This is a genomic window from Ruegeria sp. ABV3_008, from assembly GCF_056161185.1.
Map to the genome: position 1 here is coordinate 1 of NZ_JBSWYP010000012.1, position 25730 is coordinate 25730.

General features: G+C 55.9%; 27 protein-coding genes and 2 pseudogenes. 19 read left to right on the plus strand and 10 right to left on the minus strand.

All coding sequences use genetic code 11. From position 1 onward, the window contains the following. The first annotated feature begins 174 nt into the window (after positions 1-174). Entirely contained in the window at positions 175-996 is an 822-nt protein-coding gene (locus ACXAH8_RS18300) for a type IV toxin-antitoxin system AbiEi family antitoxin domain-containing protein (protein ID WP_475220170.1), read from the plus strand. Beyond that, positions 986-1915 (plus strand): annotated as a pseudogene (locus ACXAH8_RS18305) (nucleotidyl transferase AbiEii/AbiGii toxin family protein). Before ACXAH8_RS18300 ends, ACXAH8_RS18305 begins: the two are co-directional and overlap by 11 nt. 82 nt (positions 1916-1997) lie before the next feature. Here the strand turns inward: ACXAH8_RS18305 and ACXAH8_RS18310 are convergent. The 4 genes from ACXAH8_RS18310 to repA form a co-directional block, all read right to left on the minus strand. Continuing rightward, positions 1998-3107: a DUF4172 domain-containing protein gene (locus ACXAH8_RS18310; protein ID WP_475220171.1), complete on the minus strand. Its 1110-nt coding sequence runs from the start codon at positions 3105-3107 to the stop codon at positions 1998-2000. A gap of 153 nt (positions 3108-3260) precedes the next feature. Continuing rightward, the gene (gene repC / locus ACXAH8_RS18315; protein ID WP_475220172.1) at positions 3261-4316 is read right to left on the minus strand and encodes a plasmid replication protein RepC; all 1056 of its coding nucleotides are present in this window, start codon (positions 4314-4316) and stop codon (positions 3261-3263) included. 177 nt (positions 4317-4493) lie between these two features. Further along, entirely contained in the window at positions 4494-5462 is a 969-nt protein-coding gene (gene repB, locus ACXAH8_RS18320) for a plasmid partitioning protein RepB (RefSeq protein WP_475220173.1), read from the minus strand. Continuing rightward, positions 5462-6646: a plasmid partitioning protein RepA gene (gene repA, locus ACXAH8_RS18325; RefSeq protein WP_475220174.1), complete on the minus strand. Its 1185-nt coding sequence runs from the start codon at positions 6644-6646 to the stop codon at positions 5462-5464. Before repA ends, repB begins: the two co-directional genes overlap by 1 nt. An 837-nt stretch (positions 6647-7483) precedes the next feature. Here repA and ACXAH8_RS18330 point away from each other — a divergent pair. Then, a complete protein-coding gene (locus ACXAH8_RS18330; RefSeq protein ID WP_475220175.1) occupies positions 7484-7741 on the plus strand; it encodes a type II toxin-antitoxin system ParD family antitoxin in 258 nt (85 codons plus the stop codon). Continuing rightward, positions 7738-8082, plus strand: a complete 345-nt coding sequence (locus tag ACXAH8_RS18335) for a type II toxin-antitoxin system RelE/ParE family toxin (RefSeq protein ID WP_475220176.1) — start codon at positions 7738-7740, stop codon at positions 8080-8082. The genes ACXAH8_RS18330 and ACXAH8_RS18335 overlap by 4 nt, the downstream gene beginning before the upstream one ends. Before the next feature lie 57 nt (positions 8083-8139). On the opposite strand, the gene ACXAH8_RS18340 is transcribed toward ACXAH8_RS18335, so the two are convergent. Beyond that, a complete protein-coding gene (locus ACXAH8_RS18340; protein ID WP_475220177.1) occupies positions 8140-9195 on the minus strand; it encodes a tyrosine-type recombinase/integrase in 1056 nt (351 codons plus the stop codon). A 470-nt stretch (positions 9196-9665) separates the two neighbouring features. Here ACXAH8_RS18340 and ACXAH8_RS18345 point away from each other — a divergent pair, with 470 nt between their 5' ends. Continuing rightward, positions 9666-10331, plus strand: a complete 666-nt coding sequence (locus tag ACXAH8_RS18345) for a hypothetical protein (protein ID WP_050605729.1) — start codon at positions 9666-9668, stop codon at positions 10329-10331. Between the two features lie 4 nt (positions 10332-10335). Here the strand turns inward: ACXAH8_RS18345 and ACXAH8_RS18350 are convergent, their stop codons facing one another. Next, positions 10336-11445, minus strand: coding sequence for a transporter (locus ACXAH8_RS18350; RefSeq protein ID WP_170417865.1), 1110 nt, complete (start codon positions 11443-11445; stop codon positions 10336-10338). 236 nt (positions 11446-11681) lie between these two features. On the opposite strand from ACXAH8_RS18350, the gene ACXAH8_RS18355 reads away from it, so the two are divergent. From ACXAH8_RS18355 to ACXAH8_RS18375, 5 genes are all read left to right on the plus strand, one after another. Beyond that, positions 11682-13676 (plus strand): heme lyase CcmF/NrfE family subunit, encoded by a 1995-nt coding sequence (locus tag ACXAH8_RS18355; protein WP_170417870.1) that lies wholly within the window; start codon positions 11682-11684, stop codon positions 13674-13676. Between the two features lie 4 nt (positions 13677-13680). Further along, the gene (locus tag ACXAH8_RS18360; protein WP_170417873.1) at positions 13681-14250 is read left to right on the plus strand and encodes a DsbE family thiol:disulfide interchange protein; all 570 of its coding nucleotides are present in this window, start codon (positions 13681-13683) and stop codon (positions 14248-14250) included. Next, on the plus strand, positions 14247-14735 hold the full coding sequence (locus ACXAH8_RS18365) for a cytochrome c-type biogenesis protein (protein ID WP_170417876.1): 489 nt from the start codon (positions 14247-14249) through the stop codon (positions 14733-14735). The genes ACXAH8_RS18360 and ACXAH8_RS18365 overlap by 4 nt, the downstream gene beginning before the upstream one ends. Beyond that, the gene (gene ccmI, locus ACXAH8_RS18370; RefSeq protein ID WP_170417878.1) at positions 14732-15880 is read left to right on the plus strand and encodes a c-type cytochrome biogenesis protein CcmI; all 1149 of its coding nucleotides are present in this window, start codon (positions 14732-14734) and stop codon (positions 15878-15880) included. The genes ACXAH8_RS18365 and ccmI overlap by 4 nt, the downstream gene beginning before the upstream one ends. 114 nt (positions 15881-15994) lie before the next feature. Beyond that, positions 15995-16453, plus strand: a complete 459-nt coding sequence (locus ACXAH8_RS18375) for an ATPase (protein ID WP_170417881.1) — start codon at positions 15995-15997, stop codon at positions 16451-16453. 9 nt (positions 16454-16462) lie between these two features. Here the strand turns inward: ACXAH8_RS18375 and ACXAH8_RS18380 are convergent, their stop codons facing one another. From ACXAH8_RS18380 to ACXAH8_RS18390, 3 genes are all read right to left on the minus strand, one after another. Continuing rightward, the gene (locus tag ACXAH8_RS18380) at positions 16463-18559 is read right to left on the minus strand and encodes a protein-disulfide reductase DsbD family protein (protein ID WP_170418009.1); all 2097 of its coding nucleotides are present in this window, start codon (positions 18557-18559) and stop codon (positions 16463-16465) included. A gap of 117 nt (positions 18560-18676) precedes the next feature. Beyond that, positions 18677-18880, minus strand: a complete 204-nt coding sequence (locus ACXAH8_RS18385) for a hypothetical protein (RefSeq protein WP_170602093.1) — start codon at positions 18878-18880, stop codon at positions 18677-18679. A gap of 9 nt (positions 18881-18889) precedes the next feature. Further along, entirely contained in the window at positions 18890-19201 is a 312-nt protein-coding gene (locus tag ACXAH8_RS18390) for a DUF2933 domain-containing protein (RefSeq protein ID WP_255612174.1), read from the minus strand. A gap of 374 nt (positions 19202-19575) precedes the next feature. Between ACXAH8_RS18390 and ACXAH8_RS18395 the strand changes: the two genes are divergently transcribed. From ACXAH8_RS18395 to ACXAH8_RS18425, 7 genes and pseudogenes are all read left to right on the plus strand, one after another. Continuing rightward, entirely contained in the window at positions 19576-20229 is a 654-nt protein-coding gene (locus ACXAH8_RS18395; protein ID WP_050605720.1) for a L,D-transpeptidase, read from the plus strand. 634 nt (positions 20230-20863) lie between these two features. After that, positions 20864-21454 carry a L,D-transpeptidase gene (locus tag ACXAH8_RS18400; protein ID WP_475220178.1) on the plus strand — a complete coding sequence of 197 codons (591 nt, stop codon included), beginning with the start codon at positions 20864-20866 and terminating at the stop codon, positions 21452-21454. A gap of 67 nt (positions 21455-21521) precedes the next feature. Beyond that, positions 21522-21971, plus strand: coding sequence for a c-type cytochrome (locus tag ACXAH8_RS18405; RefSeq protein WP_170417891.1), 450 nt, complete (start codon positions 21522-21524; stop codon positions 21969-21971). Between the two features lie 153 nt (positions 21972-22124). Continuing rightward, positions 22125-22307, plus strand: coding sequence for a hypothetical protein (locus ACXAH8_RS18410; RefSeq protein WP_157054267.1), 183 nt, complete (start codon positions 22125-22127; stop codon positions 22305-22307). Between the two features lie 60 nt (positions 22308-22367). Continuing rightward, positions 22368-22937, plus strand: coding sequence for a c-type cytochrome (locus ACXAH8_RS18415; RefSeq protein ID WP_170417895.1), 570 nt, complete (start codon positions 22368-22370; stop codon positions 22935-22937). 9 nt (positions 22938-22946) lie between these two features. Further along, positions 22947-23846 (plus strand): c-type cytochrome, encoded by a 900-nt coding sequence (locus ACXAH8_RS18420; RefSeq protein ID WP_170417899.1) that lies wholly within the window; start codon positions 22947-22949, stop codon positions 23844-23846. A 39-nt stretch (positions 23847-23885) separates the two neighbouring features. Beyond that, positions 23886-24269 (plus strand): annotated as a pseudogene (locus ACXAH8_RS18425) (multicopper oxidase domain-containing protein); the annotation flags it as partial. A gap of 9 nt (positions 24270-24278) precedes the next feature. Here the strand turns inward: ACXAH8_RS18425 and ACXAH8_RS18430 are convergent. After that, entirely contained in the window at positions 24279-24428 is a 150-nt protein-coding gene (locus ACXAH8_RS18430) for a hypothetical protein (protein WP_475220231.1), read from the minus strand. 54 nt (positions 24429-24482) lie between these two features. Here ACXAH8_RS18430 and ACXAH8_RS18435 point away from each other — a divergent pair, with 54 nt between their 5' ends. After that, complete coding sequence (locus ACXAH8_RS18435) at positions 24483-25256, plus strand: multicopper oxidase domain-containing protein (RefSeq protein WP_475220230.1); 774 nt, start codon at positions 24483-24485, stop codon at positions 25254-25256. Further along, positions 25256-25729 carry a c-type cytochrome gene (locus ACXAH8_RS18440; protein ID WP_475220179.1) on the plus strand — a complete coding sequence of 158 codons (474 nt, stop codon included), beginning with the start codon at positions 25256-25258 and terminating at the stop codon, positions 25727-25729. Before ACXAH8_RS18435 ends, ACXAH8_RS18440 begins: the two co-directional genes overlap by 1 nt. Position 25730 lies beyond the last annotated feature (1 nt).

The window sequence follows — 25730 nt, forward strand, 5'->3', positions numbered from 1 at the left end:
ATTTGGGAGCGCGTTTGCCAAGGCGTCGGCCACCCAAGCAATGGACGACTTTTGCTCCGCCCCGTGGCCGACTTTCTCACCGCCGTTGACATTTCAGCGCTATAGACGCTTTAAAGATGCACTTTTCGAAGAGATTTCTTGCCTTTTCTTTGAAATTATATGATTTAGGGCGTCATGAACGCTGGAAGATCGCAAAATCTGAAGAAAGTTCTCGACTCAGTGCCCGCGGGATATCTCGTCGATGCAAAATGGCTCACCGCCCATGGCATAGCCTACGAAACCTTTCGCGACTATGTGAAACGGGGCTGGCTCGAACGCGTTCACCGCGGCGTTTTCCGCCGACCTGTTCCCAATCCACCCGCATCAAACACCGTTGACTGGAAGGCCTGCCTGATCTCGATGCAACATATCATGGGCTATGATATTCACGTCGGTGGCAAAACCGCTCTCTCACAACTGGGCTACGACCACTACTTGCGTTTGGGCAACAACGCCCCCGTCTGGATCTATGGCTTCAAAATACCCAACTGGCTCACGAAGCTGCCACTCAATGCGCCTATAGAAACGCGCAATACGTCGCTGTTCGCTGACCAGGCACTTGGCGTTACAATTGACGACATAAAATCTGAAAACTCCCTCCCGTGGGACTGGCAACTGCGCATGTCGGCCCCCGAACGGGCGGTCATGGAAGCCATGGACGAATTGCCGGACCATGAGAGTTTTCACAACCTCGACATGGTGTTCGAGGGCTTGACGACGCTACGACCTAAGTTGCTCTCAGCGCTCTTGCTGAGCTGTAAGAAAATAAAGGTCAAGCGCCTCTTCTTTGTTTTTGCGGATCGCCACAATCACCCCTGGCGCAAACGACTTGATGCTGACGCCTTCAACCTCGGGACGGGGGATCGAGCATTGGTCGAAGGGGGTCGGATACATCCGCGATATCGCATCATGGTACCCGAAGAGTTCGTCACGACAGGGGCAGAAAATGGCGCGTAGGAATTATGAATCCCAGGTCGCCCTTCTCGTGCGTGTATTGCCTTACGTCGCGAAGGAAGAGATATTCGCGCTCAAGGGCGGGACAGCAATCAACCTCTTCTATCGCGATCTACCGCGACTCTCGGTTGATATCGACCTGACATATCTGCCGATCAAAGAGCGTGAACAGAGCCTCGCCGAGATCAACGAAGCCATGGATCGTATCGCTAATTCGATCGAAAAGGGTATCAGCGGGGCAAAGGCTCAAAGAATAAAAGGAGGTGGGGGCGGCGCCACCCGCGTGCTTGCGCGTCTGGAAGGTGCAGAAGTCAAAATCGAGACCTCGCCTGTCACACGCGGCGTTGTTCATGACCCCGAAACCCGGGCGGTCTCCGACGCCGTAGCAGACGCGTTTGGCTATGCAGAAATGCAGATTGTCTCATTCGAAGATTTGTTCGGCGGTAAGCTCCACGCAGCCGTGGATCGCCAGCATCCACGCGATCTTTATGATGTAAAGCTGCTCTACGAACACGAAGGACTGACGGATGATCTGTTCCGGACTTTCCTGATCTACATCGCCTGTTCGGCACGTCCGGCACACGAATTGTTGAATCCCAACCTGATCGCCCTAGATCAACCTTAGGTGCGTGAGTTCGAGGGCATGACTAAGTCAGCCGTCGGCCTGGATGACCTACTGACGACGCGCAACCAACTGATTGCGGATATCCAATCTCGCTTCGACAAACCCACCAGACAATTCTTGCTCAGTCTGCAGGATGGCGCGCCGGATTTCGCCGTAATAGATCGACCGCAAGCCGCCAATCTTCCCGCCGTGCGTTGGAAGCTTCTCAATCTGGAGCGCCTGATCCGGGACAACCCGGAAAAGCACGTCGAGCAAAGGGAAGAACTCGAGAAACTCCTCGGTCGCCTCTTCGACTGATTTAAATTCAGAGTTCGACCAATTGAAAGCGCGGGCACATTTCCACGCCGCTCACCCGCCCTTCGTGCCGTATTTCAGCCCCCTACCCGTCCCGATCTAGCTTTAACCAATAGCGAGTGTACCGGAGTTCACCTGTTCGGGTCAGAGCCCCCTTCTCTACCAGGTCCTGCAGATCCCGCGTCGCCGTGGCGCGCGATGTTCCCGTGATCGAGATATAGTTCTCAGCACTTAATCCGCCTTTGAACCCTACCGGTCCAGCTTTGAACAAACGTGCGATTACTTTGCTTTGCCGGGCGTTGAACTGATCACGATACCGGTCATAGAAATGCGTCTTGGATATAAAGAAGCCAACGCGCTCTAAGGTCACCTGCTGCGCTGTAAGGACTGTCTCGGCAAACCAAACGAGCCATGGCGCGACGTCCAGCGTTTTTTGATGACACTCAAGCTGATCGTAGTAAGCCTTCCGCTCTCGCTCGATCGTGAAAGCAAGAGCAATCAGACTTGGCTGACCGATACTCTGGGCCAGAGATTTTTCCGCCAGCGCTCTGCCCAACCGGCCATTGCCGTCTTCAAAGGGGTGAATGCTCTCAAAATACAGATGGCTCAATCCGGCCCGGATCAGCGCGCGCAATGGTTCGGGACCATCCGGTGCGGTCCGGTTGAACCAGGTTACGAACTGGTTCATTTCAGCCGGAACCTGATGTGAAGGTGGCGCTTCGAAATGCACCGTTGGGTGGTCGAGCCTGCCTGAGACGATTTGCATCGCATCCTCATGGCTCCGGTATGATCCAATCGTTTCCAGATGCCTGTCATGGGACAGAAGCATGTCATGCCACCGAAACAGTGTGTCGTGTGACAGTGGTTCCGAATAATTGGAATAAACATCCACCATCATTTCAGAAACGCCCTGTTCGCGCGGTTTGGATGGATAGCTGTCGGGAGCCAGTCCAAGATGTCGGCGCAAGGAAGATTGCACGCTGAGACGATCCAGCATCTCACCTTCGATCGCGCTGGTCTTCATCGCTTCTTCGCTTAGCAGGTCGATACGCAATTGATCTCGATCCGATATGTTCACATGATGAACCGCTCCAAGAACTTCCCCTGAGGACATCAGGAACTGCTGCTCGTATGGTTCGAGTCTTGCGGCGTCGTAACGAAAAGTCGGCCAGTCAGGGTTCTGCCAGTTCCACATCGTGAGGTATAAGCTTCCTTTCTATAGCTCATTATTTATGATTACGTGATTTATAGAGGTCAATCCTATTGCTCACCTTTTTCAAACTCTTCAATCCGATCATCGATTGGATGTGTAATCTGAAAACGGTAAACCTCATCCTCTTTCCCAAAGTTACGTAGCATTGGAGGTTCGCGAGAGCATTGCCTTTGGGGACAGCTCTCCCTTTTCGATCTTAGCCAGCAATGAAATTAGGTAAGCCCCTGGAGACTGTATGTTCTCAGCACGTTGGAAGATGTATCCGAGAACGATAAAGCGAATAGCGGGGCCAAACGTTGATTTCATTGCATACCAGGTTTTGCCAAGTCGTAGATACTCGGCGATATCATCCATAAGCTGATCACAGTGGTGCTGATCTTTTGCAAAGCGTAGTTCTGCGCATAGCCGTGGAAAACTGCGCTCCATTTGGTCTGGAGAAACCTGAATCTGAGAAAGTTTTTCTTTCTTAACTTCGGGATTCAAAGAGTCCTCTTTGTGCCCCTCAATTTCACTGTCACTGGCCCTCAAATTTTCTGTATCTGTCTGTGTTATCTCGGAGATTTCCACAGAGATTTCTGCCAGCAGCTCGCTGAGTACATTCGCATCTGGTTTGCGACGCAGAGCATTGCGTACGTTGGTCATCAAATCAGAGATCGCGGTGTCATTTGCTACGAGGTCCCTAAGGCGCACCAGAGCGGCGGAAACCTTGTCGCGGAGTACAGTGAACTCCAGAACTCGATCAGCATGCCTCTGGGCTTCCTGGATGAACTCAGCGTGCCGTTCAGACAAGGGCATCAAGGAGAGACCAGTTGCGGTGACCACCCTGCCCTGTCGATCCCGGCGTGCCCATCGCTTGCCGTTTGCGCTCATAACGCGGCGGATAAGTCCAAGCTCAACCAGCGCTGAGATATGACGCTCAACTGTCTGCACGCTGACGTGAGTTCGTTTGGCGATCGCCGCGTTGGAAGCGAAGCAGATGTGATGATCATCTTGGTCCGCAGCAATCTGATCACCGCCTAAAAAGGAAATCATCGCTCTCAGGACATTGAGAGTTGTGGACTTTAACCCAAGAGGTTCTCTCGCCTCTTCAACGGCGCGAAGAAGTATCCATTTTTTGGGCGTACTACTCCCCTGCCCTGCCGTTCCCGACAAGGTTGCTCCACTTGGAGCCAATGCTGTTAGTGTTTTCATGATTATCTATCGGCAGACAAAAATTACCCGTTCGCTCAAGAGCGTTTTTTCTTGTATGGCGATTCGGGTGCTGCTAGATTCTAGGTGTCTAATCTAAGAATTGCGCTTTGCGCAGCAGCCCTCGAAGCTCCGGTTTCGGGGGTTTTGTTTGTTTGCCTTCCTCCTTTCTGCTCGTCCTCAGTTCTTTTTCTTGGCGTTTACAGCTGTAAACTCAGCGTGTGAGCGCTTAATGATTTCAGCCATGTTTTCGTCCAACCAGCTAGCGAAGCCAGCGTTAGCTCCGGTCCTTTTGACCGATACAGTTAGTGATCCGTTGGTAGATTTGATTGTAACGCCTTCGATTGGGTTGAGTTCTGCTGCACCTTCTCTTTGTCTTGCACCGCGTTTGGCAGCTGCTTTTAGGAGCATTTCCAGCCGATCATCTGACGACATCGATGGCTCAATGGTTGCAAGAAGGTTTGCAGCTTCATCTTCCGCTAGCTTGCCTGCAACGAAGTGCTCTGCAAGCACGGTCCATTTTGGGCGGCCTGATTTTGGGGCTGCGCCGATCATGTCACCAATCTTTGCTGGAACATGTTGCGTAATTTTTGTCAGGTGAGACAGCCCTGATTTCGAAACGTTCAATACTTGCCGCACCGTTGTCGTGTCATGCCCGGAAGTCAGGATCGCCTCGGCGAAACGTGCTTTCTCGTAGAAGGAAAGATTGCGCCTCGCAGCATTCTCAAGCCCTTTGGCGAGAAGCGCTGAAGCATCGTCGATATCCTGAACATTGGCGCGGACTTTAATACCAAGTTCACGACAGGCTTTGAGCCTCCTCCGTCCATAAATTGCCTCGTATCGACCGTCGGATTTCGATCTTCTGACAAGAATGGGAACTTGTTGGCCACCGTCTTGTATACTCGACATCAAGCTTTCAAAACTATCGTCTTCTTCGTCAGTGTTTACAGCTGTAAACTCACCAAGCCTATCGGCTGGCCCCCAGTCGTCGATCAGAGCAGGGTCAATTTCCCTGATTGCGGCAAGAGAGCCCTGAAGCGCACCAAGAGCAGGGGCATTGGGTTTTGGAGTTTTATCGATGGCCTTGGGGCCAGAGCGCGCGATGGTGTTTGCGATCCCCGACATCTCCTGAAGCGACTTTCTAGCCATTAGCTGCGTCCCCATGCTTGATGGATCATTTGCTCTACCTCAGAGCCGATCGCATCCATTGAGTTCTTTGCCCGATCATAAGTTGCGCGTGTCATTTCTGACCGCACGACTTCGTAAATTGATTGTTTGAGCATTGTGGCGTCACTGACCGCGGTGCTTTTGAGGGCTGTAGCTGACATAACGCGATCCTGAAACAGTGCCCGCATGAACGAAGCCAGTTGTTGAGACGGTACGTCTGTTGGTTCGTCACGCGTTATCAGGAATTTGAAGTTGTCGTATTCGAGCGTAGCGCCGGCATCTTCAATGACTGCCATGTAAGCACCAGCGAGTTCGAGAAATTGAGCCGTCGAAGACACGTCCAGCATCGAAGGTGTAAGTGGCACAAGCAATGAACTGGCGGCCGCCATCCCAGCAATTGTCAAGAATCCTAGTTGAGGTGGGCTATCAATCAGAACAAGGTCAAAATCTCCTTCCACCTGGGCCAGGGCATTCCGTATTCTTGTAAAGAACGGATGGTCTGGATTGGAGTGAACGGCAGATTCTGTCTCAAATTCGGAAAGAACAAGCCGTGACGGAGCCACAGAGAGACCGGGGAAGTATGTCGGAAGCACGACGTCCGCCATATCTACCGGATCTTCATATCGAATAGCATCGTAAATCGTCAGCCCGTCAAACTCTATTTCCGGGCTTATGCCACACATGGATGTAAGAGAGCCTTGAGGATCCAGATCAACAGCCAGTACACGGTAACCGCGAAGCGCAAAATAGTGAGCCAAGTGAATTGTTGTGGTGCTCTTACTGCTGCCGCCTTTGAAGTTCATCAACTGCCAGACTTGGAGCTTTTCTCCTTCAGACCGGCGAGGGACATAGCGCCCTTTTTTGCGTGAGGTTTTCTCAAGCGTTTCGCGAGCCTCCCAAAGTTCTTGGGCAGTATAGTAACGCCTACCGCTGCGTACGTCATTCGGTTCAGGAATCGTTCCCTCTGCGTGGACTTTGCGCATGAATTGACCTGATACTCCTAGGAGTTCAGCAGCTTCTGGCGCTGCAAAATTTCGCAGTGATTTGGTGTTGTCGGGGGCAAATGCAGCAAGTAGATGTTCCCGGATAGCCGAGTTTAATCTCTCAGATATTTCCGTGGCGAGTGCCGATGGTCTTTCTGCCGCAAGTGGTGTCACGGGAATCATGTAGTTGCCTCAAATTAAAGAATGTGGTCATTTTTGCGCCACTTGAGATAAACAGCCGTGATTCATTGCACTAAGTCAAGGATTTTCGCCTATATTGTAGGTTTCCCAACGCGGAGGACTACATACGCTTTGTATCAGAGCAGGGTGGTTTACAGTTGTAAACTCGGTTGAGCGGGATCATGGGTTCTTTCAGTCGATGGAGTTCTAACGTAGGCATGCGAAGGTGTTCCTGTAAAACTCCTCCCTATGCTCCGCTTTGAGTAGAACGCCTCTAGCATGGGGTTGGAGTGAAGGCCGAACGGCTTTTGGCGCAAATCGCGCAATTGGGAAGGGCAGGGAGCTAGTTGAGCTGATTGGTAAAATTCTCTCGCCAACAATTTCGTTATCGAGTTTTCTGCGATACCAACTTCGTAACAATACTTCTGCGCCAGTACGGGAGTACGATGCGGTGAGAATGGCATGGCGATCTGGGTCAGATACACCGAGCTCAGCCTGTGCGCAGAGGCAAAACACGCGAACATTCCGGCTAGAGTCAGCCGCTCGCCAATTGCCCAAGAAATGGCATACCGTGAGGGCGGGGTTTCGGGAATTGTGCGCCTATAAGTTGCGACGGAACAGGGAACTGTCTTCGATCCAGTGCAGCTGTGCTTGCGCGGCGCGGCTTTTGGCGCAAGTCTCTACCGTCATTGGATTCATATGGGATCACAGACATGATCCGTGTGTTCACGTCCCATTAGCGTCCATAAAACCAGCTTGCTCGAATTAGTGATTTTGGGCTCCTCAATCGTTGAACCGACGGTCTCGTTGGCATATATTGCCAAAAAGGAGGCTTATGCCATGGTAACCCGCAATGTCGTACTTACAGAATCGCAGGATCAACTGGTGCAGAAGCTGGTTGCGTCCGGTCGATATCAGAACGCCAGTGAAGCGTTGCGTGCCGGCCTTCGGCTTTTGGAGCGGGAAGAAGCGGGCCTAGTGTCTCTCATATCAGGTCTGCAGGAGGGTGTGGCACAGGCTCAGGCTGGAGATCTGGCAGAAGGCAGCGGCCCGGATGCGATCCGTCGTGCCTTTGCGAAGGCACGAACCGAAACGTGACCAGACCCTTTCGACTGACACGCCGCGCTGAAGCCAGCCTGGTGGAAATTGCGCGATGGACCTTCGACAAGTTTGGGCCGCATCAGGCCGATCTTTATGAACAAGAACTAGTAGAGCGCTGCCAGGCCATCACAGAGGGCAGGGCGTCCAGCCGCAGTTGTTCTATATTGGTCGAGGAGGCGGTGGATCTCAGATATGTTCGGGCAGGAGAGCATTTCCTGGTTTACCTGGATCAGCCGGATACGGTGATCATCGTCGATATCCTGCATTCTCGTTGCGATCTGCCGCGACATGTTTCCGCGCTAGCCACGCTAACGGATGGGGTAGGGGACAAGACATAGGCATCGCGGCCATAAAACTCCCTCAAGCTTGGACTTCTTCGAACAATCCGTAAGCGTTCACCCCAATAAATCCGTTGCAGGGTTCTCTGCAATATCGACGTCGTCATAGTACTTTTGTGCCTGGGCCATGGAGCGGTGCAGCGAAAGGCGCATGGCAGCCTGGATTGGAGCGCCGTCCAGCGCGGCCTGGGTCAGGAACCCGGAGCGCAGCCCGTGGGGCGAGGCAAAGCCGTCGGGCAGCCCGGCCAGGGCCAGCCGGTGGCAGACAATCTGATAGATCGCATCCGGGCTGAGGCGGCGTTTCAGAACCCGGTCCGCCTTGGAGATCGGCCGGAACAGCGGCCCGTCGCTGACCTCACCCACCTCGATCCAATGCACCAGCGCCTGCGCCGCCCGGCCCTTGAGGACTAGGCGCGGCGTTTCACCTTTGGTTGTCGTCTTGGTCTGCAGCAGTGAGATCCACACCAGGCCTTTCTCGTCGAATTCCTTCAGTGACACATCCGCGCGCATCAGACCGGTGATCTCCGAGCGCCGTCTGCCACCAGAGGCCCAGCCCAGCATCAGAATTGCCCGGTCGCGGCAATCCCGGCGGCTGCCCCGACAGGTGGCCAGCAGCTGTTCCAGCACGTCACGGGTAATCGGGTGCTGAGACTTTGGGGCAGGGGGCCGGGCCGCAGCGCGACGCGCTTTGGACCGGGCCTGTTTCACCTGCGGCGCATCAAATGGGCTGGCGAGATTCTTCATCCGGTGGAACGCCAGCCAGGAGGCAATGCGCCTGTCCAGCGTTGACGGGGCCGGGCAGGCCAGCGATTTGCGCAGCCCTTGCGCGATCAGTGCCTCTGCCACCTGTCGTGCAGTGTCGTCTTCCGGGGCATCGTTCAAATCGCGGGCGTGATCGAGAATGAAGGCGAGGGCGGTGGCCTCGGATTCCGGCCAGTCCAACGCCGCACCGAACCGCGCAGACTTCCAGGCGGTGACATAGAGCAAGTCGCGCTCATAAGCGCGGAGCGTGTTTTCCGGCGTGCCGCGCACATAGAGATCGGTGAGCGCGTCCTGGTCTGTCTGTGACAGGGCAGGGGAGACAGTGGGGAGGTATGGGGCAGGGGGCTTCATGTGTCGATTTTCCCTAACCTGTAGACTGCTCATGCTTGTTTTCAAAATGTTCCATGGTTGGCCTTATGCTGTGTTGGTTTTTTACGAGTAGACTCGGACTGAATTTGTGCCGGTACATATTTACAAAATTGCAGGTTACGGTGCTGCATCGACAAAGGTTTGCTGCCGGTGCGGGGCAGAGGTCTACGGGTTACGGACCAATGCCGATGCGAGTCCAGTGGTTAAGGAAAACCGACACATGAACTGTATTCTGCGTCCATTTCCCCAGTAAATCAATCATATCTGATAAGGGATACTTATCGAGTGTAACTTGAAACTGATAGCGCAACAAAAGTAACGAGCAAAAGTAACAGATTTTGCGCGTAAAGTAGGTAGAGGGCTTGCGGAATAATAAAATCGGAGGTTCTGTCGCAGGTCTGTAAACCAATTGGCATCGACATTGCGCTGGAACCGTTGGCAAACTAAATGAAATGAACAGATATTTTGCCACTGAATTGCCTTTCTGGAAGTTTGCCAGAAACACGCTGATCGTCAGTTGCCTTGCGTTGTTTCCGCTGTTGGCCATCTTCGTTTTGCGCACGCCGGGCTTTGCGACGCACCTCCTGAACAGTGGTCCCGCGTTTGTTCGGTTTTTGCGTCAGGTGGTGACGAATGGGTTGCCGGTCGTTTTCCTTTTAAATTATCTCAGCTTTTTTCTTTTCGCCGTTGGGGTAAGGGCGCGGGGCAGGGGGGCCATCCCGGCCCGGTATCTGCTAATTGACCTGCTGCTACGGGCCGTCCTGTTCATCGCGCTGCACGCGCTGATCTACGCGCTTTCGGCAGACTGGTTCGGGTCTTTCGGCGGTGATCCCGTAGTGGCGTTGCGGGTAGTCGGTCCGACGCTGGTACGCTCCGCCTACTTCGAGAACATCTCAGGCGTTTACCTGTACGCCACGCTGGTCGGAGCGCTGCCGCTATACCTATCCGTCGTTCAGAGCCAGATCGCCCACGGTACTGGATTTGCAGCCCAACTGGCACGTCGCGTACCTGGGCGCGGCGGACCTGTGACATTGGCCCTGCTACTGATGGCGGTGTCAGTGGTCGTTCTGACCACCGCGGCGGCGCTGATTGTCCGTTTACAGTCGGTTTGGGGCTGAAGGGTCAGAACGCCCTGCGTATCGCGAAGGAGACTGCGTAATCGCGTTCAAGCTGGGGCCCATCCAGATCTTGATACACAGGGATCACGCCCTCGATACCCAGGCGCGTGCCCGCCAAAACGCCCGACCCCGGCACAAGGTAATTCACTCCGATTCCGATACTCAGAAACTGGCCGCCGCGCAGGGTCGGATCAGCGGTGGGCACCATGCCTGGGTTCAGGCGCGCATCCGACCCGTCAATGTTTTCCACGATGTCGCCGACCACCCGCAACGAGGAGCTGAACTGGTCATTCCAGCGCCGTGCACCCCAAACTGTTGCTGAATAGACGTCACCCAAGGTGTAACCGGCATCATTCTCACCCATCCGGATCACGGCGGCCAGCTGGGCGCCCCAAGACCAATCCGCGTTCTGGCCCGTATAGGTGACGCCCGGCAGCAGGTCGTAGGTGCCTGAACCCAGTTGCATGGGGTAGGGCAGCAGCTGGTCCGGCCCAGCTGGCGTGGTGTCGGTCTCGTCTATCGAGCCAGTCGGCAGACTGAGGCCAAGAGATAGTTCCAGCACCTGCCCGTCGGATTTGTAGATATCATATCCGCCGATGATCTTCAGATCGCCAAACCCCTGTGCCCTGGTCTTAAAGGTCTGGCCCATGCGGGTCTGGTGCTTCATCGTCTTGCGGGTATAGGGCAGCATCGCCATCACCGAGATCTCGTCGGTCACACCGTACATCAGGCCGACCATCGCCATGTTCATGCTCATGCTGAGCGGCGCGATCGGATACTGCGACAGAACGTTCGAGGTAGACAGCGACTGCGTTCCGGTACGATTTCCGTCCATCTCCATGTTCATGTAAGAGAACACAGGCATCAAAACACCCTCGGGTGGATGCATACCGCCAACGACACCCGTTGGCGGCACCGCGTCGGGGCGCATCATCCTGGACATGCTTCCCATACCTGACATGTTGCTGGAGGCTTGCGGGTTCATCGCCACGTTGTCAGCCGGACGGGTTTCCGGTTGGGCCATGGCAGTTGACCCAAGGCTCAGCCCCCCAGCCAGTATTACAGCCTGGAGGCGTTGCCAGACGCACGTAATCTTGCTGTTGCTCCGTGTCATGATGCCCTCGTGTTCGTTTGTTTCCTGAGTCCCTGCCCTGAAAACAAAGTGTTCGGTACGTCCATCGGTGAAGTCGAAATGGTGGGGGTCTCCAGCGCTGGAAGGTCAAGGCCGCCGGCCAGATTTGCGCTCGTCAAGCATGCATCAGCCGAAGGGGGTGCGGCAATAATGCGCTTGACCCTCCAGCGCTGGATTGTCGGACAAGGCCGCAAAACCGGAAATCCGGAGGGATTGGAATGATACCGGAAATCGGGCAGTTCGCCCTGGCGCTTGCCCTGGCCGTGTCCTTGGTGCAAAGCGTATTTCCCTTGATTGGAGCAGCACGGAACAATGTCATGTGGATGCGATCGGCATCTGCGACCTCGGTCCTACTGACAGCGCTGGTTGCTATCGCCTTCGCCGCTCTGATGTGGTCCTTCGTGGTCAGCGATTTCACTGTGCTAAATGTGGCCAGCAATTCTCATTCGCTGAAACCGATGCTTTTCAAGGTGGCTGCGACCTGGGGTAGCCACGAAGGGTCGCTGCTGTTGTGGATTCTGATATTGGTGATTTTCGGGCTGGGTGTGTCTCTGTTGGCTCGGAACATCCCACTGAAACTCAAGGCGCGCACTCTGGCAGTGCAGGCCTGGATCAGCGCGGGGTTCCTGTCATTCATGCTGTTCACCTCGAACCCGTTTGACCGGGTGTTTCCGGCACCGCTGGATGGTCAGGATTTAAATCCGCTGTTGCAGGATGTCGGCCTGGCTATGCACCCGCCGTTCCTATACCTGGGTTACGTCGGCTTCTCTATCGTATTTTCTTTCGCCGTGGCTGCCCTGATTGAGGGGCGGGTCGATCCGGCATGGGCGCGGTGGGTCCGACCCTGGACATTGGCGGCCTGGGTGTTTCTGACACTTGGTATCGTTCTGGGCAGCTGGTGGGCCTATTACGAACTGGGTTGGGGCGGCTGGTGGTTCTGGGATCCGGTCGAGAATGTCTCGTTTATGCCCTGGCTTGCTGGCACAGCGCTGTTCCATTCGGCCATTGTGACCGAAAAGCGCGGCAGCTTCAAAAGTTGGACGATCCTACTGGCCGTTTTGACCTTCTCGTTGTCCTTGTTGGGGACATTCATTGTCCGCTCAGGCTTGCTTACATCGGTCCATGCGTTTTCGGTCGATCCCGAACGCGGCATTTACATCTTGGCGCTGTTGGCTGTCGCGATCGGTGGTTCATTGACGCTGTTTGCCATACGCGCACCGGAGATGGAGGGCGGCGGTCTTTTTGCCCCGATCAGCCGCGAGGCCGGTTTGCTTATTAACAACCTGCTGCTGGCCACCGCAACGGCGACGGTTCTATTCGGTACGCTTTATCCGCTTTTGCTTGAGGCTGTGACAGGTGAAAAGATTTCGGTTGGACCACCTTATTACAACGCCAGTTTCGTGCCGATCATGCTGGTTCTAGTCGTTGTAATGGGGATTGGGCCGCTGTTGTCATGGAAGCGGGCGGATTTGCGCGGTGTTCTGTCCCGGCTCAAATGGGTGGCCGGGGTTAGCCTGCTCGTAGCGTTGCTTGTGTGGTATCTGGATACCGGCGGCCCAGCCTTGGCGGTAGTGTCGATCGGCCTTGCGGTTTGGTTGCTGGGCGCTGTGCTGACAGAGTGGGCCAGCCGAATTAAGCTGGGTGAGGCACCGTTGGCCGAGTCCCTGCGTCGGGCCCGCAGCCTACCGCGTTCTCATTACGGCATGGTCGTGGCCCATGCGGGGTTGGCTGTCTGTATGATCGGCTTTATCGGGTCCAGCGCTTGGAAATCCGAGGTCGTGACTTTTGCCGAGCCCGGAACACAGATTGAGATAGCAGGGTTCGACGTGCGTTTTGACGGTGTGGAACAGCTTCGCGGTCCGAACTATCTGTCTCGCGCGGCCACACTGACGGTATTTCGCGATGGCGCTTATGTCACCACGCTTCAACCCGAGCGCAGGGCCTATCTCGTGGCGGGTACCAGTACGACCGAGTCAGCAATTCGAACGACGTTGGCAGGGGACCTTTACGCCTCAATATCGGAACCGGCGGCGGAATCAGAACAGAGCAAATGGACCCTGCGTATCTTGTATGAGCCATTGGTGGTCTGGATCTGGATAGGTTCAGGATTGTTAGCATTTGGTGGTGTCTTGTCACTCTCCGATCGGCGTCTACGCGTCGGTGCACCACGAAAACGGACTGGGCAGAGCTCCGTTGCGGTGGCGGCGGAGTAGGGCAATGAAACGTCTATTTGCACTGTTCCCAATTACGATTGCCGGCATCCTGGGTGCCTTCCTGCTATGGGGACTGAATCCCGATCGCGATCCAAACGAAATCCCGTCTGTTTTGATCTCGCAGCCGGTGCCTGAGTTCGACTTGCCGCCGGTCGAAGGGCTGGATACCCACGGGCTGTCCAGTACCGATCTGGTGGAAAATGACGGGTCAGCTCCGATCGTGGTCAACGTGTTTGCGTCCTGGTGCGTGCCCTGCCGGGCCGAACATGCGGTGCTGACGCGTATGGTACGCGATGAGGGCATTCGCCTGATGGGCATTAACTACAAAGACAAGCCGCAGGACGCGCGGAAATGGCTCGACGATCTGGGCAACCCTTATGAGCGCATCGGTTCCGACCTGGACGGCCGAGCCGGGATCGAATGGGGGATTTCCGGCGTGCCGGAGACCTTTGTGATTGATGGCGCGGGCAAGGTCGTATTCCGTTTTGTCGGCCCGGTGCTGGGCGACGAGGCAATTTCAAAGATGCGCACCGCGCTGGATCAGGCGCGGGCGGCCGGAGGAGAGGCGTCATGATACGTCGCATTGTAATTACCGCGGTCACTCTGGCGATGCTGGTGTCGCAGCCGGCATTCGCGGTTGAGCCCGACGAGATACTTGCAGATCCGGTATTGGAAGAGCGGGCCCGGGCGATTTCGAAACAGGTGCGATGCGTGGTGTGCCAGAACCAAGACATCGACAGTTCTAACGCTGGCGTGGCGCGCGACCTTCGTCTGCTTGTGCGCGAACGGCTGGTGGCAGGCGACACGGACCAGCAGGTTATGGACTTTCTGGTTGCGCGTTATGGCGACTATGTTCTGTTCAACCCGCCATGGAAGCCATCAACTTACATTCTGTGGGTTGCGCCTATCGTCATCCTGGGGCTGGGTGGTATCGCGACTGCAGCGGTATTGACCCAAAATGCGCGCCGATATCGGAAGTCGCGAAAACAAGAGACGGAACGCGGCGCGAGCGAAGAACGGAATCCCGAAAACCATTCACTCACGGAGCCGCACGCATGATCTGGATTATCTTTTCATTCATGGCCGTGGCGGTGTTTCTGACGCTCGCCCTCTCCGGCCTGGGGCGCAAGACCTCGGACTTGTCGAGACGCGAAAGCGCCTCTGCCATCTTTTCCGACCAGATCGGCGAAGTGGAGAAGGACCTGGAACGAGGAATTATCTCAGCCGAAGAGGCCAAGGCCGCCAGAGCCGAGATAGAACGTCGCCTGAAGGCGATTGACCGGCAATCGGACGACAAAGCGATAATGGGCCATTCCGGGCGTGCGCTGATTTTACTTGCCGCGCTGGTAGTTCCAGCGCTCGGAGCCGGTCTTTATTGGCAACTGGGTAGTCCCTACATCCCCAGCCAGCCATTTGCCCAACGCGAGGGGGAGCAGGCCGAAGCCCGTGAAATCGCCGACCTTGCCGTGCGCCTGAAGTCGCGGCTTGAGGCGGATGAAACCGGCGGGCCAACCGAGGGATGGGTGTTGTTGGCTCAGACCTATATGCGTATGGGACGCTTTGGAGATGCCGCAGACGCGTTCGAGGGGTTGCTGGACCGACCCAATGCGAATTCAGCGCTGGTGTCGCAATATGGCGAGGCGTTGGTCTATGCCGATGACGGTGTCGTTACGCCCAAGGCCGATCGGGCGTTTGAACGAGCCTTGGAACTGGACCCATCGAACCCAGCAGCGACATTCTACAAAGCCATTGGTCTGGAGCAGGCTGGATCGCCTGATAAGGCCTATGACCTACTGAAGACGCGGATGGACGCCGAAGAGGAGTTCCGGCCATGGATGGAGAGTTTTGTGGCCCAGCTTAACCGCATCGCCCCGTCGATCGGACGGGCTCCGGTGAATCTGGCGGCTTTTGCCCCTTCCATGCCCGGCCCAACTGCCGATCAGGTGGCGGCGGCCGAGGAGATGTCAGACGAAGACCGGCAGGCCTTCATCCGCTCGATGGTCGAACGGCTTGCGAGCCGGATGCAGGAAAACCCAGGCGATCTGGACGGCTGGATGCGGCTGGGCAACGCCTATTCGGTGCTGGGCGAGACCGACGGCGCCCGGAACGCCTATGGCAGGGCAAGGGATCTGGCGGATGACCTGCCGCAGGGGGATCCGCGCAAGGTGGCAATCGACCGGGCATTGCTGGAACTGGGGGGTTGATTCCCGCAGCCCGGCGTGGATCGGGCCGGCGCCGACTTCGCGCTGATGCCCAGTGAGCCATCTGGAAAATTCCGGTTTAGGCTATCGCATGCCGATCTTTAGGAGGTTGAGACCATGAAAGTTGAAACGTTTTCTGATCTAATTGTCTGGACGCGGGAAATGCATCATTGGCTCGCCGAATGTTTGGCCCACTGTTCGACACAGTCAGAGCAGGAGCTGGCCAGGATGTTGCTTACCTACCTCGCCGATCATGAGGCTGCTCTGGAGAAAATCGTCGATGGTTTCGTGAAACGAGCCGATCCCAAAGCGCTCAACACCTGGGTATATGACTATTTGGGCAATGAGCCGATCGACCCACATCGCGCCTGCGACAGGCCGTTCGCACAGATGAGCGTCGATGAGATCTGCGAAGCGGTCTTCGATCTTCACAATCAGGTGATCGACTTATATCGGTATTTGCACGGGCGTGCCGAGATACCCGAGGCACGCGAACTCTTTCAGGCGATACTGGATATGGAAGAGCACGAGACCATGCGTTTAGCGCAGCAGAGCAACCGCGTCCGGGATATGTGAACTCCGGGGTCAGGATCCGCTTTCCACGGCTCCGCCCGCAATCGGCGCGGCCTGTTCCATCGCGTCGAGAATGGCGTTCGTGGTCAAGATCTCTGGCAGGGCGATGCCTTCGGGGGCCGACGGGCCGTAGACGATGTTGAAGGGGATCCCGAACCGTCCATTGTCCTCAAGGAAACGGGCGATCACATCGTCGGGGCGGGTCCAGTCGGCCTGCATCGGAATTGCTTTGTCCGATTGCAGTGTTGCCAGAACCTCGCCGCGTTCCAGCACCAGCGCTTTGTTGGCCTTGCAGGTCAGACACCAGTCGGCTGTGACATCGACGAAAACCACCTCGCCGCGCGACACAAGGCGGGCGATTTCGGGGCGGCTGAAGGTAATCCAAGGGATCTCTCCGGCTGGTTCAAGCAGCCTGGACCGGTCTTTGCCGGCAATCGCAACCGGTGCGGCAAACGCTGCGGTCAGCGTCAGCAACAGGGCTGTCCAGCGCAAAACGGGTGGCATCATCGTACTTTTCCAGATCAACAGGACCAGAACAGTTGCAGCCAGCACGGTAGCAGTTGCAGCAGTGTCTCCGGCCACCCCGACCATCACCCAGACCAACCAGCCGATCGTGGTCAGCAGTGCCGCCGACAGGGCCCATTTTAATCCCACCATCCAACGCCCCGGTTTAGGCAGAGCGGCGGTAAGTTTCGGGTGCACTGCAACCAGCAGGTAAGGAATGGCCAGCCCGACCCCCATTGCGGTGAAGATCGCCACGATATCCACCGGTCGGCCGGTCAGGGCAAAGGCCACCGCCGTGCCGAGGAAGGGGGCCGAGCAGGGCGTCGCCAGAACTGCTGAGAAGGCTCCGGTCAGGAAATCCCCGACCAGCGACACGCGGCCCTTTTCGACATGGGCAAGCCGGGTGTTCAGCGACTGCGGCAGCGTGATCTCGAACAAGCCCGCGAGGCTGGTTGCAAAAACCGCCAGCACCACGATCATCACCGCAAGGAAAAGCGGATTCTGGAACTGGATGCCCCAGCCGACGGAATAGCCCAGCGACCGCGCCGCAATGGTGATAGCCGCCAACAGCCACATGAATGTCAGGATTCCGGCTGCCGAAGCCAGGAACCCGGCGCGAATCTGAGCCGCAGAGCGGTCGCGAGCCTTTACCGCCGAGGAAAGCTTGATCGAAAGCACTGGCAGTACGCAGGGCATGACATTCAGAATCAACCCGCCGCCCACCGCCAGCAAAATGATCCAGACCAGCGCGCTGGCTGAAGTTTCGGCGGCCGCGATCTCATATGGTGGCGGGGTAGGGGGAGCGTCGGTACGGGGCGAAAACTCGGCCACGCGGTTGGTGTCGGTAACCGTGACGGACAAGGCGGGGGGGTCCTGTGCCAGAGCGAGGACCGGGAACTGCACCCATAGCTGACGCCTGTCGCCAGCGAGCCGGATGTCGGGTGCACCAAACGCGGTGTCACGTCCCATGTCGGGAAAGACATCAGGCGCATCAAAGGGCAGGTCGCTGGTGAAATTCAGCGTCAGCATCTCGGACTCGGTATCCAGGGTCGCGGCGTCGGACTTCATTCCGCTTGTGTTTCCCGTGGTTGGCACCCGCGACAGAAAGGCATTTATAAGCCGGGCCGAGTCCTGATCCCGACCCGTTCCCTGAGTCAGCGACAAGTCCAGCGAAAACTCGACCGGCACACAGATATCGGAACAGATCAGCGTTGTCACAGCGGCCTTCAAGTCAACTGGCGCTCCGGGGTTCTCGAGTGTGACGGTCAGCGGAAAGACCACTTCGTCCTTGTACCCGAAATTCTCGATCCCGAAGGCGCGAAAACGGATCGGCGCGGGCCAGTGAAACTGTACGTCGCTGACGTTTTGCGAGCCGTTCCAAGTGATCTTGGGCGGAATTCCCACCTCACCAGGCGACTTCCAGTAGGTTTTCCAATCTTCGCCCAGTTTCAGATGCAGTCCTGCAGTGATCGTCTTGACGTCAGGCGCGATCCCGTCCTGCGCGGTAATTATGTGTGCGACCAGGGGCTCTGATTCATACGCTTGGGATGTAGCTGCAAGGCTTGTCCCGGCGGAAGTCTGGCCAAAGATTAACCCCAAGATCATAATACATAAATTTAGGAGTGTTCTTGCCATTGCGCGTTGCCATCGGTTGTTTTGCACCCGTCTCTGCCAGATTCCAGCGCTGGAGGGTCAACGAGCCGGAATGTCACATCCCCACGATCAGCTCACGAAACCTTCGCGCCCGTCTTCGCAGATGAAATAGGCCCCGCCATCCGCGCCCTCCCATTGAACCCGGCAACCTTGGGGCAGGGCGTATTCAGGCTGCGGCGGTTGCAGCGGGCATAGTTTAGGGCGTGGTGCGCAAGCCGCCAGCGAAAGAGCGGCCAGCGACATGGCGGCCAACCTTGAGCACCAAAGCTTCATGATTGAAGATTATTGCCGGTGTACTGGGTTCGGTCCGACCGCGGCGTCTGTTGCCTTTGGTCTTTCCGATTCAGATTTGTTCGAATGACAGGATTTTTCCATCGCCTTGTGCATAAAGAAATGGGCTCCGAGGCACAGGATCAACGGTGCGAAAAGACCCAAGGAGTCAGAAAGCCCACCAACCGTCCCGCCGGCGATCAAGTAGAGAGCGATCGGCGTTATCATGGCAATGCAACATACCATCATGCCCCATTTCATTATCTTGCCGCCGCTAACCGGTACTGACGCCTGCGGCGCGTTTGCAGTCTGTTTTTCTTTCACATTCAACTCCAAAATTTGGATTGGAGACCTCTGCTAACGCCTTCCCACGATGGAAGGTCAAGCTGTTTTGGCGCGAAGCGAATTTGACGCTGTCAAACCAGTCCAGCATTTGCTTGGGCCTTACTTGGTGCATAGACACGGCCGGAACAGGGAAGTTTTTAGGGGTATGAACAGCAGGCATTGTCGTCCCGACGCCTGGTGAAGTTTCAGGTTAAACACGAAGCTGCCTAGGTCACTTTAAGCCTTGAAAACTCGCGGGTGGGTCGAAGCGATATCGAACGAATAATTGAATGGACAAATCTTCCCCCGTCGCGGATTGTCTAATCCCCTGGGTACTAACTCCAGACACCAACCAGCCAATAGGAGCGCTATCAATGCTGACCAGACGACATTTTGTTGCAGCCTCGCTCGCCATTTTCTCTCAGCCGGTTTTTGGAGTGACGTCGGCGGCGGCCTCGCAATGGTCGGAGTGGGATGCGCAAGTAACTCCAGCCAATTTTGATCCCGCAACATCCAATCCCTGGGGTTTACACCCACGTTTCCTGCCTCAGCGTGTGCAAACCAATCGACCACTTACTCCGGGTGACATTCATGTCGACGCGGTGGCACGATATCTGTATTTCATCGAAGACGGTGGCACAGCAATGCGTTACGGCGTAGCCATTGCCCGAGGCAATCTTTACGAGCCCGGAGTCTACACGATCAAGCGAAAGGCCAAATGGCCGCGTTGGACTCCTACAGCCGAAATGATTGAGCGCGACCCTGATGAATATGCGCAATTCGCAGATGGTGTGCCCGGTGGGCCGACAAACCCATTGGGATCAAGGGCGTTTTATCTGTTCGAAGGTGGTCGCGACACATACCTGCGAATTCACGGAACGCCTTATCCAAGATCTATCGGAGGTCGCGCAAGTTCTGGCTGCGTAAGGATGGCGATGCCACATATCATCGGGCTTTATGATCGTGTCAGGCCAGGGTCCACGGCTCATCTCTACCCTCCCGAGCGGCTTCTGACCGCGACCAGCTGACAGGCGCTTGTCAGGCGCGCGTACAGATTGGGCGCCCTTCAATAGTCCTAAGTGGTAGGTAGGTTGTTTCAACTGGCCCAACATAGCGATACCAATAGCAACCGTCCTCAGGCATGATTTTCACTGCGTTCAGGTCCTGGCCCGGAGCAGCAATCTGGGCTACGGCGTCAGGAACTTGGGAAAGCGTTCCGGGCTCGCTATCTGCAGATATTGACGTTGTTTCGGTACAAGCGCCGATGAACAAAAGTGCGGCCAGTGCTTGGAAAGCTTTCCTGAAGGACATGGTGTTTAGTCCACTGTGATTGTCATTTGTAGTGCCTGCTACCCTCGCATCGACGGGTGATCACATCAATTCACCAAGAACTAAGCAATTGTTAGCGTTGCTTTTTTGTGTTCGGTTGATTCAAGAAAGTCAGGTTTTGCTTAAAGCAGCCTGGAGTTACGTCCAAGAAAAATTGCTTTTCCACAATGACTTGATGATTTGGGTCCGCCTTCTAAGGAAATATCCCTGCGCCAACGGCAACGACAATTCAGACGAGACATCCCATATGAAATGTCATTTGCGTGTTGACCTTCCAGCGCAGGAACCGGGCATACGAGTTATTTGAGTCGGAAAAAAAGAATAAACTTTGGGATGGCAGGCATGAAACGGAGCAAAGAAGGAAAGGTTGTTACGCGACGTGGAGTGATTGCCGCGTTTGCTGCGACGACGCTTTTTCCAGCACCGGCCGTTTGGGCCCAATCAACGGCAACTGAGGGGACGCGCCGCAATGTTTCCTCATTCCGCGTTGCTAAATGGCAGGACCACTTTGATACGCTTAAGAATGGTGTGATCCTGTCCGATACACAGTCCAAGGTCCTGCAATATTGGTCAGAAGATGAAAGCGTCTACCGGATGTATCCGACCAGCGTACCGCTGACTGAAGATCTTACACGGCTGGGCTACACCACAGTTATTCGCAAGGTCGAAGGGCCGTCTTGGCGACCGACACCAGCAATGAAAAAGCGCAACCCCGCTTGGCCCGATTATGTGGGCCCGGGTCCGGAGAATCCTCTGGGGACACATGCACTTTATTTGAGCTGGCAATACTACCGGATCCACGGCACCAACGACACGCGCAAGATCGGGAGAAGATCCTCCAACGGCTGCATTGGCTTGTACAACGAGCAGATTGCGGAATTGTTCGAACTGGCCACTGTGGGCACTCAGGTAAAACTGATCTGACCTTGGTCAGGCCGATTTTTTTTGCGCGCGTTGAACCTAAGAACTGACAATCATGTGAAGAACAGAGATGGATAAACTTACACTCTTGATCGGCGGAGTAGTGATCGCAGGCGCCGCCGCGTTCGTCTACAACTTAAATCAGCAACCAACAGGTCACTCGATGACGCCGCCCGATACGTCAGCACTGGAGCAAGGAGACCCAATCGAAAACGTCACTCTGCCGGACCAGCTAAGCGAATTTGCGGCCGTCGGCAAAGTGGCATTCGACGCCAAATGCTCGGCGTGCCATGGCGCGAATGCAACAGGTCTGGAAGGCCTTGCACCACCTTTGGTGCATAAAATCTATGAACCAAGCCACCATTCGGACGAGTCATTTTATGTGGCAGTCCAGAATGGAGTTCGGGCACACCATTGGAAGTTCGGCAATATGCCGCCGGTCGATGGCTTGACCCGTGCGGATGTGAAGGGCATCGTGGCGTATATCAGAGAGCTGCAGCAGGAAAACGGGATTTTCTGAAGGTGACGAGCCGAATGGGCAGTGCAATTCGTTACATCATACTGTCAATGGTGCTGACCATTGGCGGGCTGCTTGTGACGGCCGATTCTGCTCATGCACATGGCAGTGGTTCTCAGCACGTGATTGACCAAACGGACTCCGCGGACGTTGAGCATGTCAAGCAGGGTCATCCCGGACATTGTCATGGCGGAACGATTTGCAACGCTGTTGGTCTATTTTCGATGGGTCCACCACCGCCTGGCCCCCAAGATACTGAACAAAGATACTCGATCCCTCGAGCCCAATACCGGGTTCTCGGTATCGCGGCGTTTGACCCACCACCGCCGCGTGTCCTGATCTGACCAGTCGAATTGCGCTCAACCTGGGCGCGTCGAAGCAGACGACAAGGACAAAACAATGAACATTCTGAAAATGACCACAGGCGTTGCCCTGGTTTCTCTGTTTGCAGCCGCCGCCCTGGCGCATGGTGGCGCAACCGGCATCGTCAAAGAACGCATGGATGGTATGTCCGCGATGAAGGACAGCATGAAGATCCTTACGCCGATGATGCAGGGGAAAACGCCCTACAATGCGCAAACGGTACGAAGCGAGGCCAAGAAAATCGGGCGTCACGCTGGCGAGAGCATGACAAAGCTGTTTCCAGAGGGATCTGATGGCAAACCCTCGGAGGCCAAATCGGAGATCTGGCAGGATTGGGGTTCATTTGCAGAGTTAGCCAGGCAGTTGGAATCCTACTCTGAAGGCCTTGTGCTTGCGGCGGACAACGGGTTGATGATGTCCGGGTCGGGCCATGGTTCGGGCATGATGGGCGGCGCATCCATGATGGGTGGCGGTTCTATGATGGGTGCCGGAATGATGGGCGGCAGTCCAAACCAGGCACAACTTTCTGAAATGCCGGCAGATGGTGTGTTCATGATGCTGAGCCAGACATGCTCGGCGTGTCACACGCAATTTCGGTCGGAATAGGAATGCGTCATGAGACCGATATTCCGATTGGGCCTTGCTGCCGCCGTAGCGGCGTCAGCGGGACTTGTTGCTGTGATGGCTTGGCCGATTGGCCAGCCCTTACAAGCTCTCGACATTCAGGGTGACGTTAACCGCGGGGCGTATCTGGCAAGGGCAAGTGGTTGTATCGCTTGCCACACAGATTTTGCCAAAGGGGGCGCGGCCTTGGCCGGTGGGGTGGAGTTGGATACCCCGTTCGGCACGCTCTTTTCGCCGAACCTGACCACAGATCCCGATCACGGGATCGGTGATTGGACAATCGAGGAGTTCGCCCGCGCGGTGCGTCAAGGCGTATCACCCGGCGGACAACCCTATTACCCGGCCTTTCCTTATCCATTCTATGCCAATTTCACGGATCAGGACATCGCCGATCTCTGGGCCGCATGGCAAACAGTTCCACCGGTAGCGGAACCGTCAAAAGAACAGGAAATGGCGTTCCCCTTCAATCAGAGATGGGGCCTGAAGCTGTGGCGCGCGGCTTTTCTGGAACCACCCCGCACTGATCCCGTGCCGGGCAATGACGAAGTGTGGAACCGGGGCCGGCTACTGGTCGAAGGTGCCACACATTGTGCGGCCTGCCACACCGGGAGGAACCTGGCTGGCGCAAGAAATTCGGACACGGAACACTTCAAGGGAAGTGACTCTCTGCCGGGCGGTGACAAGGCACCGGCCATCGACTTTGAGACCCTGCAAAAGCGTGGTTGGACGGTAGATGATTTGGCCTACGCGTTGCGCACCGGCGTCATGCCTGATGGCGATGTCTTCGGCGGCGCCATGGGAGAGGTCGTAAACTATGGCACCAGCTTTCTGACAGACGAAGACCGGAAGGCAATGGCGACCTATCTGCTGGATGTGCACGACGGGGGGTAATCGAGTGAGAGATCAAATTTTCTTTGGAGGGAAGTCCTCATGAAGCTCAATCGCAGGCAATTCGTTGCAGGCACGTCGGCACTAATCGCAGTGCCGACTATCGGGAGGGCGGCTACCGCCCCCCGAATAATCGAGGCGCGTTCAGGATTGGCACGTGTTGCCCCCGACAGCTATCCTGAAACCGAGATATGGGGATATGATGGCGGTGTTCCGGGCCCCGAAATTCGTGCCCGGCAGGGCGAAACGGTTCGCCGGACACTCCTGAACTCACTGCCTCAGCCTACGGCAATCCATTGGCATGGACTGCGGGTACCAAACAACATGGATGGGGTGCCGGGTCTTACACAGGAGGCTGTACCAACAAGCGGCGAGTTTCAGTATGACTTGCCTCTGAAGGATGCAGGAACCTTCTGGTACCACTCTCATAACCAGTCAACGGAACAAGTGGCCAGGGGCCTTTACGGCGCGTTCATCGTCGACGAAATGGACCCGCCGGACACGGATCATGACATTACGATCCTGCTGGATGACTGGAGGTTGGGTCAGGACGCCCAAATCGTCGATGATTTCGGCGCGATGCATGACTGGACGCATGCAGGCCGAATGGGAAACTACGTTCACGCACACATATCGCCCATGACAGAAGTTCTGACAAACCAGCGTTTGCGACTTCGAATGGTCAACGTGGCAACTGATCGGATCATGTATGTCTCAGTAGGTGGCGCAAACGGGAAACTGGTCGCTTATGATGGCATGCCTGTAAGGCAGCCAGAGGATTTTGAAACCCTTGTTTTTGGGCCTGCACAGCGAGCAGACTTAATTGTTGATGTCACAGCGGAATCGAACGAAGCCGTTCAAATAACTCTTCACGAACGCGATGAATCGTTTGTCATTGCTGAAATCCCGGTTTCGGGAAGCGGTGCATCCGCAAACCGCGGTGCAATAGAAGCCCTGCCACCCAACCCTGTTTCCTTTCTCGAAGATGTTTCTGACGCTTTGACAATCCCATTAGTGATGGAAGGCGGGGCGATGGGCGGACTGCGTCAAGGCACTTTTAACGGCCAGGTCATGAGCACCAATGAATTGGTTCAGGAAGGGCAGATCTGGACATTCAACGGTGTCGCCGGGTTACCTGAAAACCCCCTTGCTGCCGTTTCGCGTGGCGACATAGTCCGGATTCAGATGCAGAACGACACCGTCTTTCCGCACGCTATGCACTTGCACGGGACGCACTTTCAGGAAGTTCTGCCAAACGGCAACCTAGGGCCGCTGCGGGACACAATCCTGGTTGACCGGATAGAAAAGCGGGAGATTGCGTTCGTTGCGGATAACCCGGGGGATTGGCTGTTTCATTGCCATATGCTGTCGCATCAGGCCGCTGGTATGAAGACCTGGCTGAGCGTGGCATGATGAACAAGAGTTCGGCGAAATGGGTGTCACTGGCTGCTGTAGTGATCATTGTCGCGGTCGCTGGCTGGGGCCTGAGTGGGCGTGCGCAGAACAGTGCATCAGCGGATTCGGCACGTGGTGCAGTTTTGTACGCCGAAAACTGCGCGTCATGCCACGGGGCAAATTTGGAGGGTCAGCAGGATTGGCAAACACCCGGTGCAGATGGCGTCTTGCGGGCGCCCCCGCATGACCGAACCGGGCATACCTGGCATCACGGCGACAAGCTGTTGTTCGACTATACAAAGTTTGGCGGGGACCAAACTTTGAAACAGATGGGTGTCGCTGACGTCAAAAGCGGCATGCCAGGCTTCGGGGACACTCTGTCGGATCAGGATATCTGGGACATCCTCGCCTTCATCCAGGAGAGTTGGCCGGATCGGGAACGCAAGCTGCAAGAGCAACGCACCGAAGCAGAACAAACGGAAGGAAACTGAT

Bases quoted from the DNA above. Each gene is read 5' to 3' on its own strand.
- ACXAH8_RS18385 (WP_170602093.1), bottom strand. From the start codon at position 18,880: ATGAAGCTTTGGTGCTCAAGGTTGGCCGCCATGTCGCTGGCCGCTCTT.
- ACXAH8_RS18355 (WP_170417870.1), top strand. From the start codon at position 11,682: ATGATACCGGAAATCGGGCAGTTCGCCCTGGCGCTTGCCCTGGCCGTG.
- ACXAH8_RS18420 (WP_170417899.1), top strand. From the start codon at position 22,947: ATGAGACCGATATTCCGATTGGGCCTTGCTGCCGCCGTAGCGGCGTCA.
- repA (WP_475220174.1), bottom strand. From the start codon at position 6,646: ATGATTCCCGTGACACCACTTGCGGCAGAAAGACCATCGGCACTCGCC.
- ACXAH8_RS18435 (WP_475220230.1), top strand. From the start codon at position 24,483: ATGACAGAAGTTCTGACAAACCAGCGTTTGCGACTTCGAATGGTCAAC.
- repC (WP_475220172.1), bottom strand. From the start codon at position 4,316: ATGAAAACACTAACAGCATTGGCTCCAAGTGGAGCAACCTTGTCGGGA.
- ACXAH8_RS18310 (WP_475220171.1), bottom strand. From the start codon at position 3,107: ATGTGGAACTGGCAGAACCCTGACTGGCCGACTTTTCGTTACGACGCC.
- ACXAH8_RS18440 (WP_475220179.1), top strand. From the start codon at position 25,256: ATGAACAAGAGTTCGGCGAAATGGGTGTCACTGGCTGCTGTAGTGATC.
- ACXAH8_RS18400 (WP_475220178.1), top strand. From the start codon at position 20,864: ATGGCAGGCATGAAACGGAGCAAAGAAGGAAAGGTTGTTACGCGACGT.
- ACXAH8_RS18350 (WP_170417865.1), bottom strand. From the start codon at position 11,445: ATGACACGGAGCAACAGCAAGATTACGTGCGTCTGGCAACGCCTCCAG.
- ACXAH8_RS18330 (WP_475220175.1), top strand. From the start codon at position 7,484: ATGGTAACCCGCAATGTCGTACTTACAGAATCGCAGGATCAACTGGTG.
- ccmI (WP_170417878.1), top strand. From the start codon at position 14,732: ATGATCTGGATTATCTTTTCATTCATGGCCGTGGCGGTGTTTCTGACG.
- ACXAH8_RS18395 (WP_050605720.1), top strand. From the start codon at position 19,576: ATGCTGACCAGACGACATTTTGTTGCAGCCTCGCTCGCCATTTTCTCT.
- ACXAH8_RS18365 (WP_170417876.1), top strand. From the start codon at position 14,247: ATGATACGTCGCATTGTAATTACCGCGGTCACTCTGGCGATGCTGGTG.
- ACXAH8_RS18345 (WP_050605729.1), top strand. From the start codon at position 9,666: ATGAACAGATATTTTGCCACTGAATTGCCTTTCTGGAAGTTTGCCAGA.
- ACXAH8_RS18340 (WP_475220177.1), bottom strand. From the start codon at position 9,195: ATGAAGCCCCCTGCCCCATACCTCCCCACTGTCTCCCCTGCCCTGTCA.
- ACXAH8_RS18300 (WP_475220170.1), top strand. From the start codon at position 175: ATGAACGCTGGAAGATCGCAAAATCTGAAGAAAGTTCTCGACTCAGTG.
- ACXAH8_RS18405 (WP_170417891.1), top strand. From the start codon at position 21,522: ATGGATAAACTTACACTCTTGATCGGCGGAGTAGTGATCGCAGGCGCC.
- ACXAH8_RS18360 (WP_170417873.1), top strand. From the start codon at position 13,681: ATGAAACGTCTATTTGCACTGTTCCCAATTACGATTGCCGGCATCCTG.
- ACXAH8_RS18380 (WP_170418009.1), bottom strand. From the start codon at position 18,559: ATGATCTTGGGGTTAATCTTTGGCCAGACTTCCGCCGGGACAAGCCTT.
- ACXAH8_RS18410 (WP_157054267.1), top strand. From the start codon at position 22,125: ATGTCAAGCAGGGTCATCCCGGACATTGTCATGGCGGAACGATTTGCA.
- ACXAH8_RS18375 (WP_170417881.1), top strand. From the start codon at position 15,995: ATGAAAGTTGAAACGTTTTCTGATCTAATTGTCTGGACGCGGGAAATG.
- ACXAH8_RS18415 (WP_170417895.1), top strand. From the start codon at position 22,368: ATGAACATTCTGAAAATGACCACAGGCGTTGCCCTGGTTTCTCTGTTT.
- ACXAH8_RS18430 (WP_475220231.1), bottom strand. From the start codon at position 24,428: ATGCATCGCGCCGAAATCATCGACGATTTGGGCGTCCTGACCCAACCT.
- repB (WP_475220173.1), bottom strand. From the start codon at position 5,462: ATGGCTAGAAAGTCGCTTCAGGAGATGTCGGGGATCGCAAACACCATC.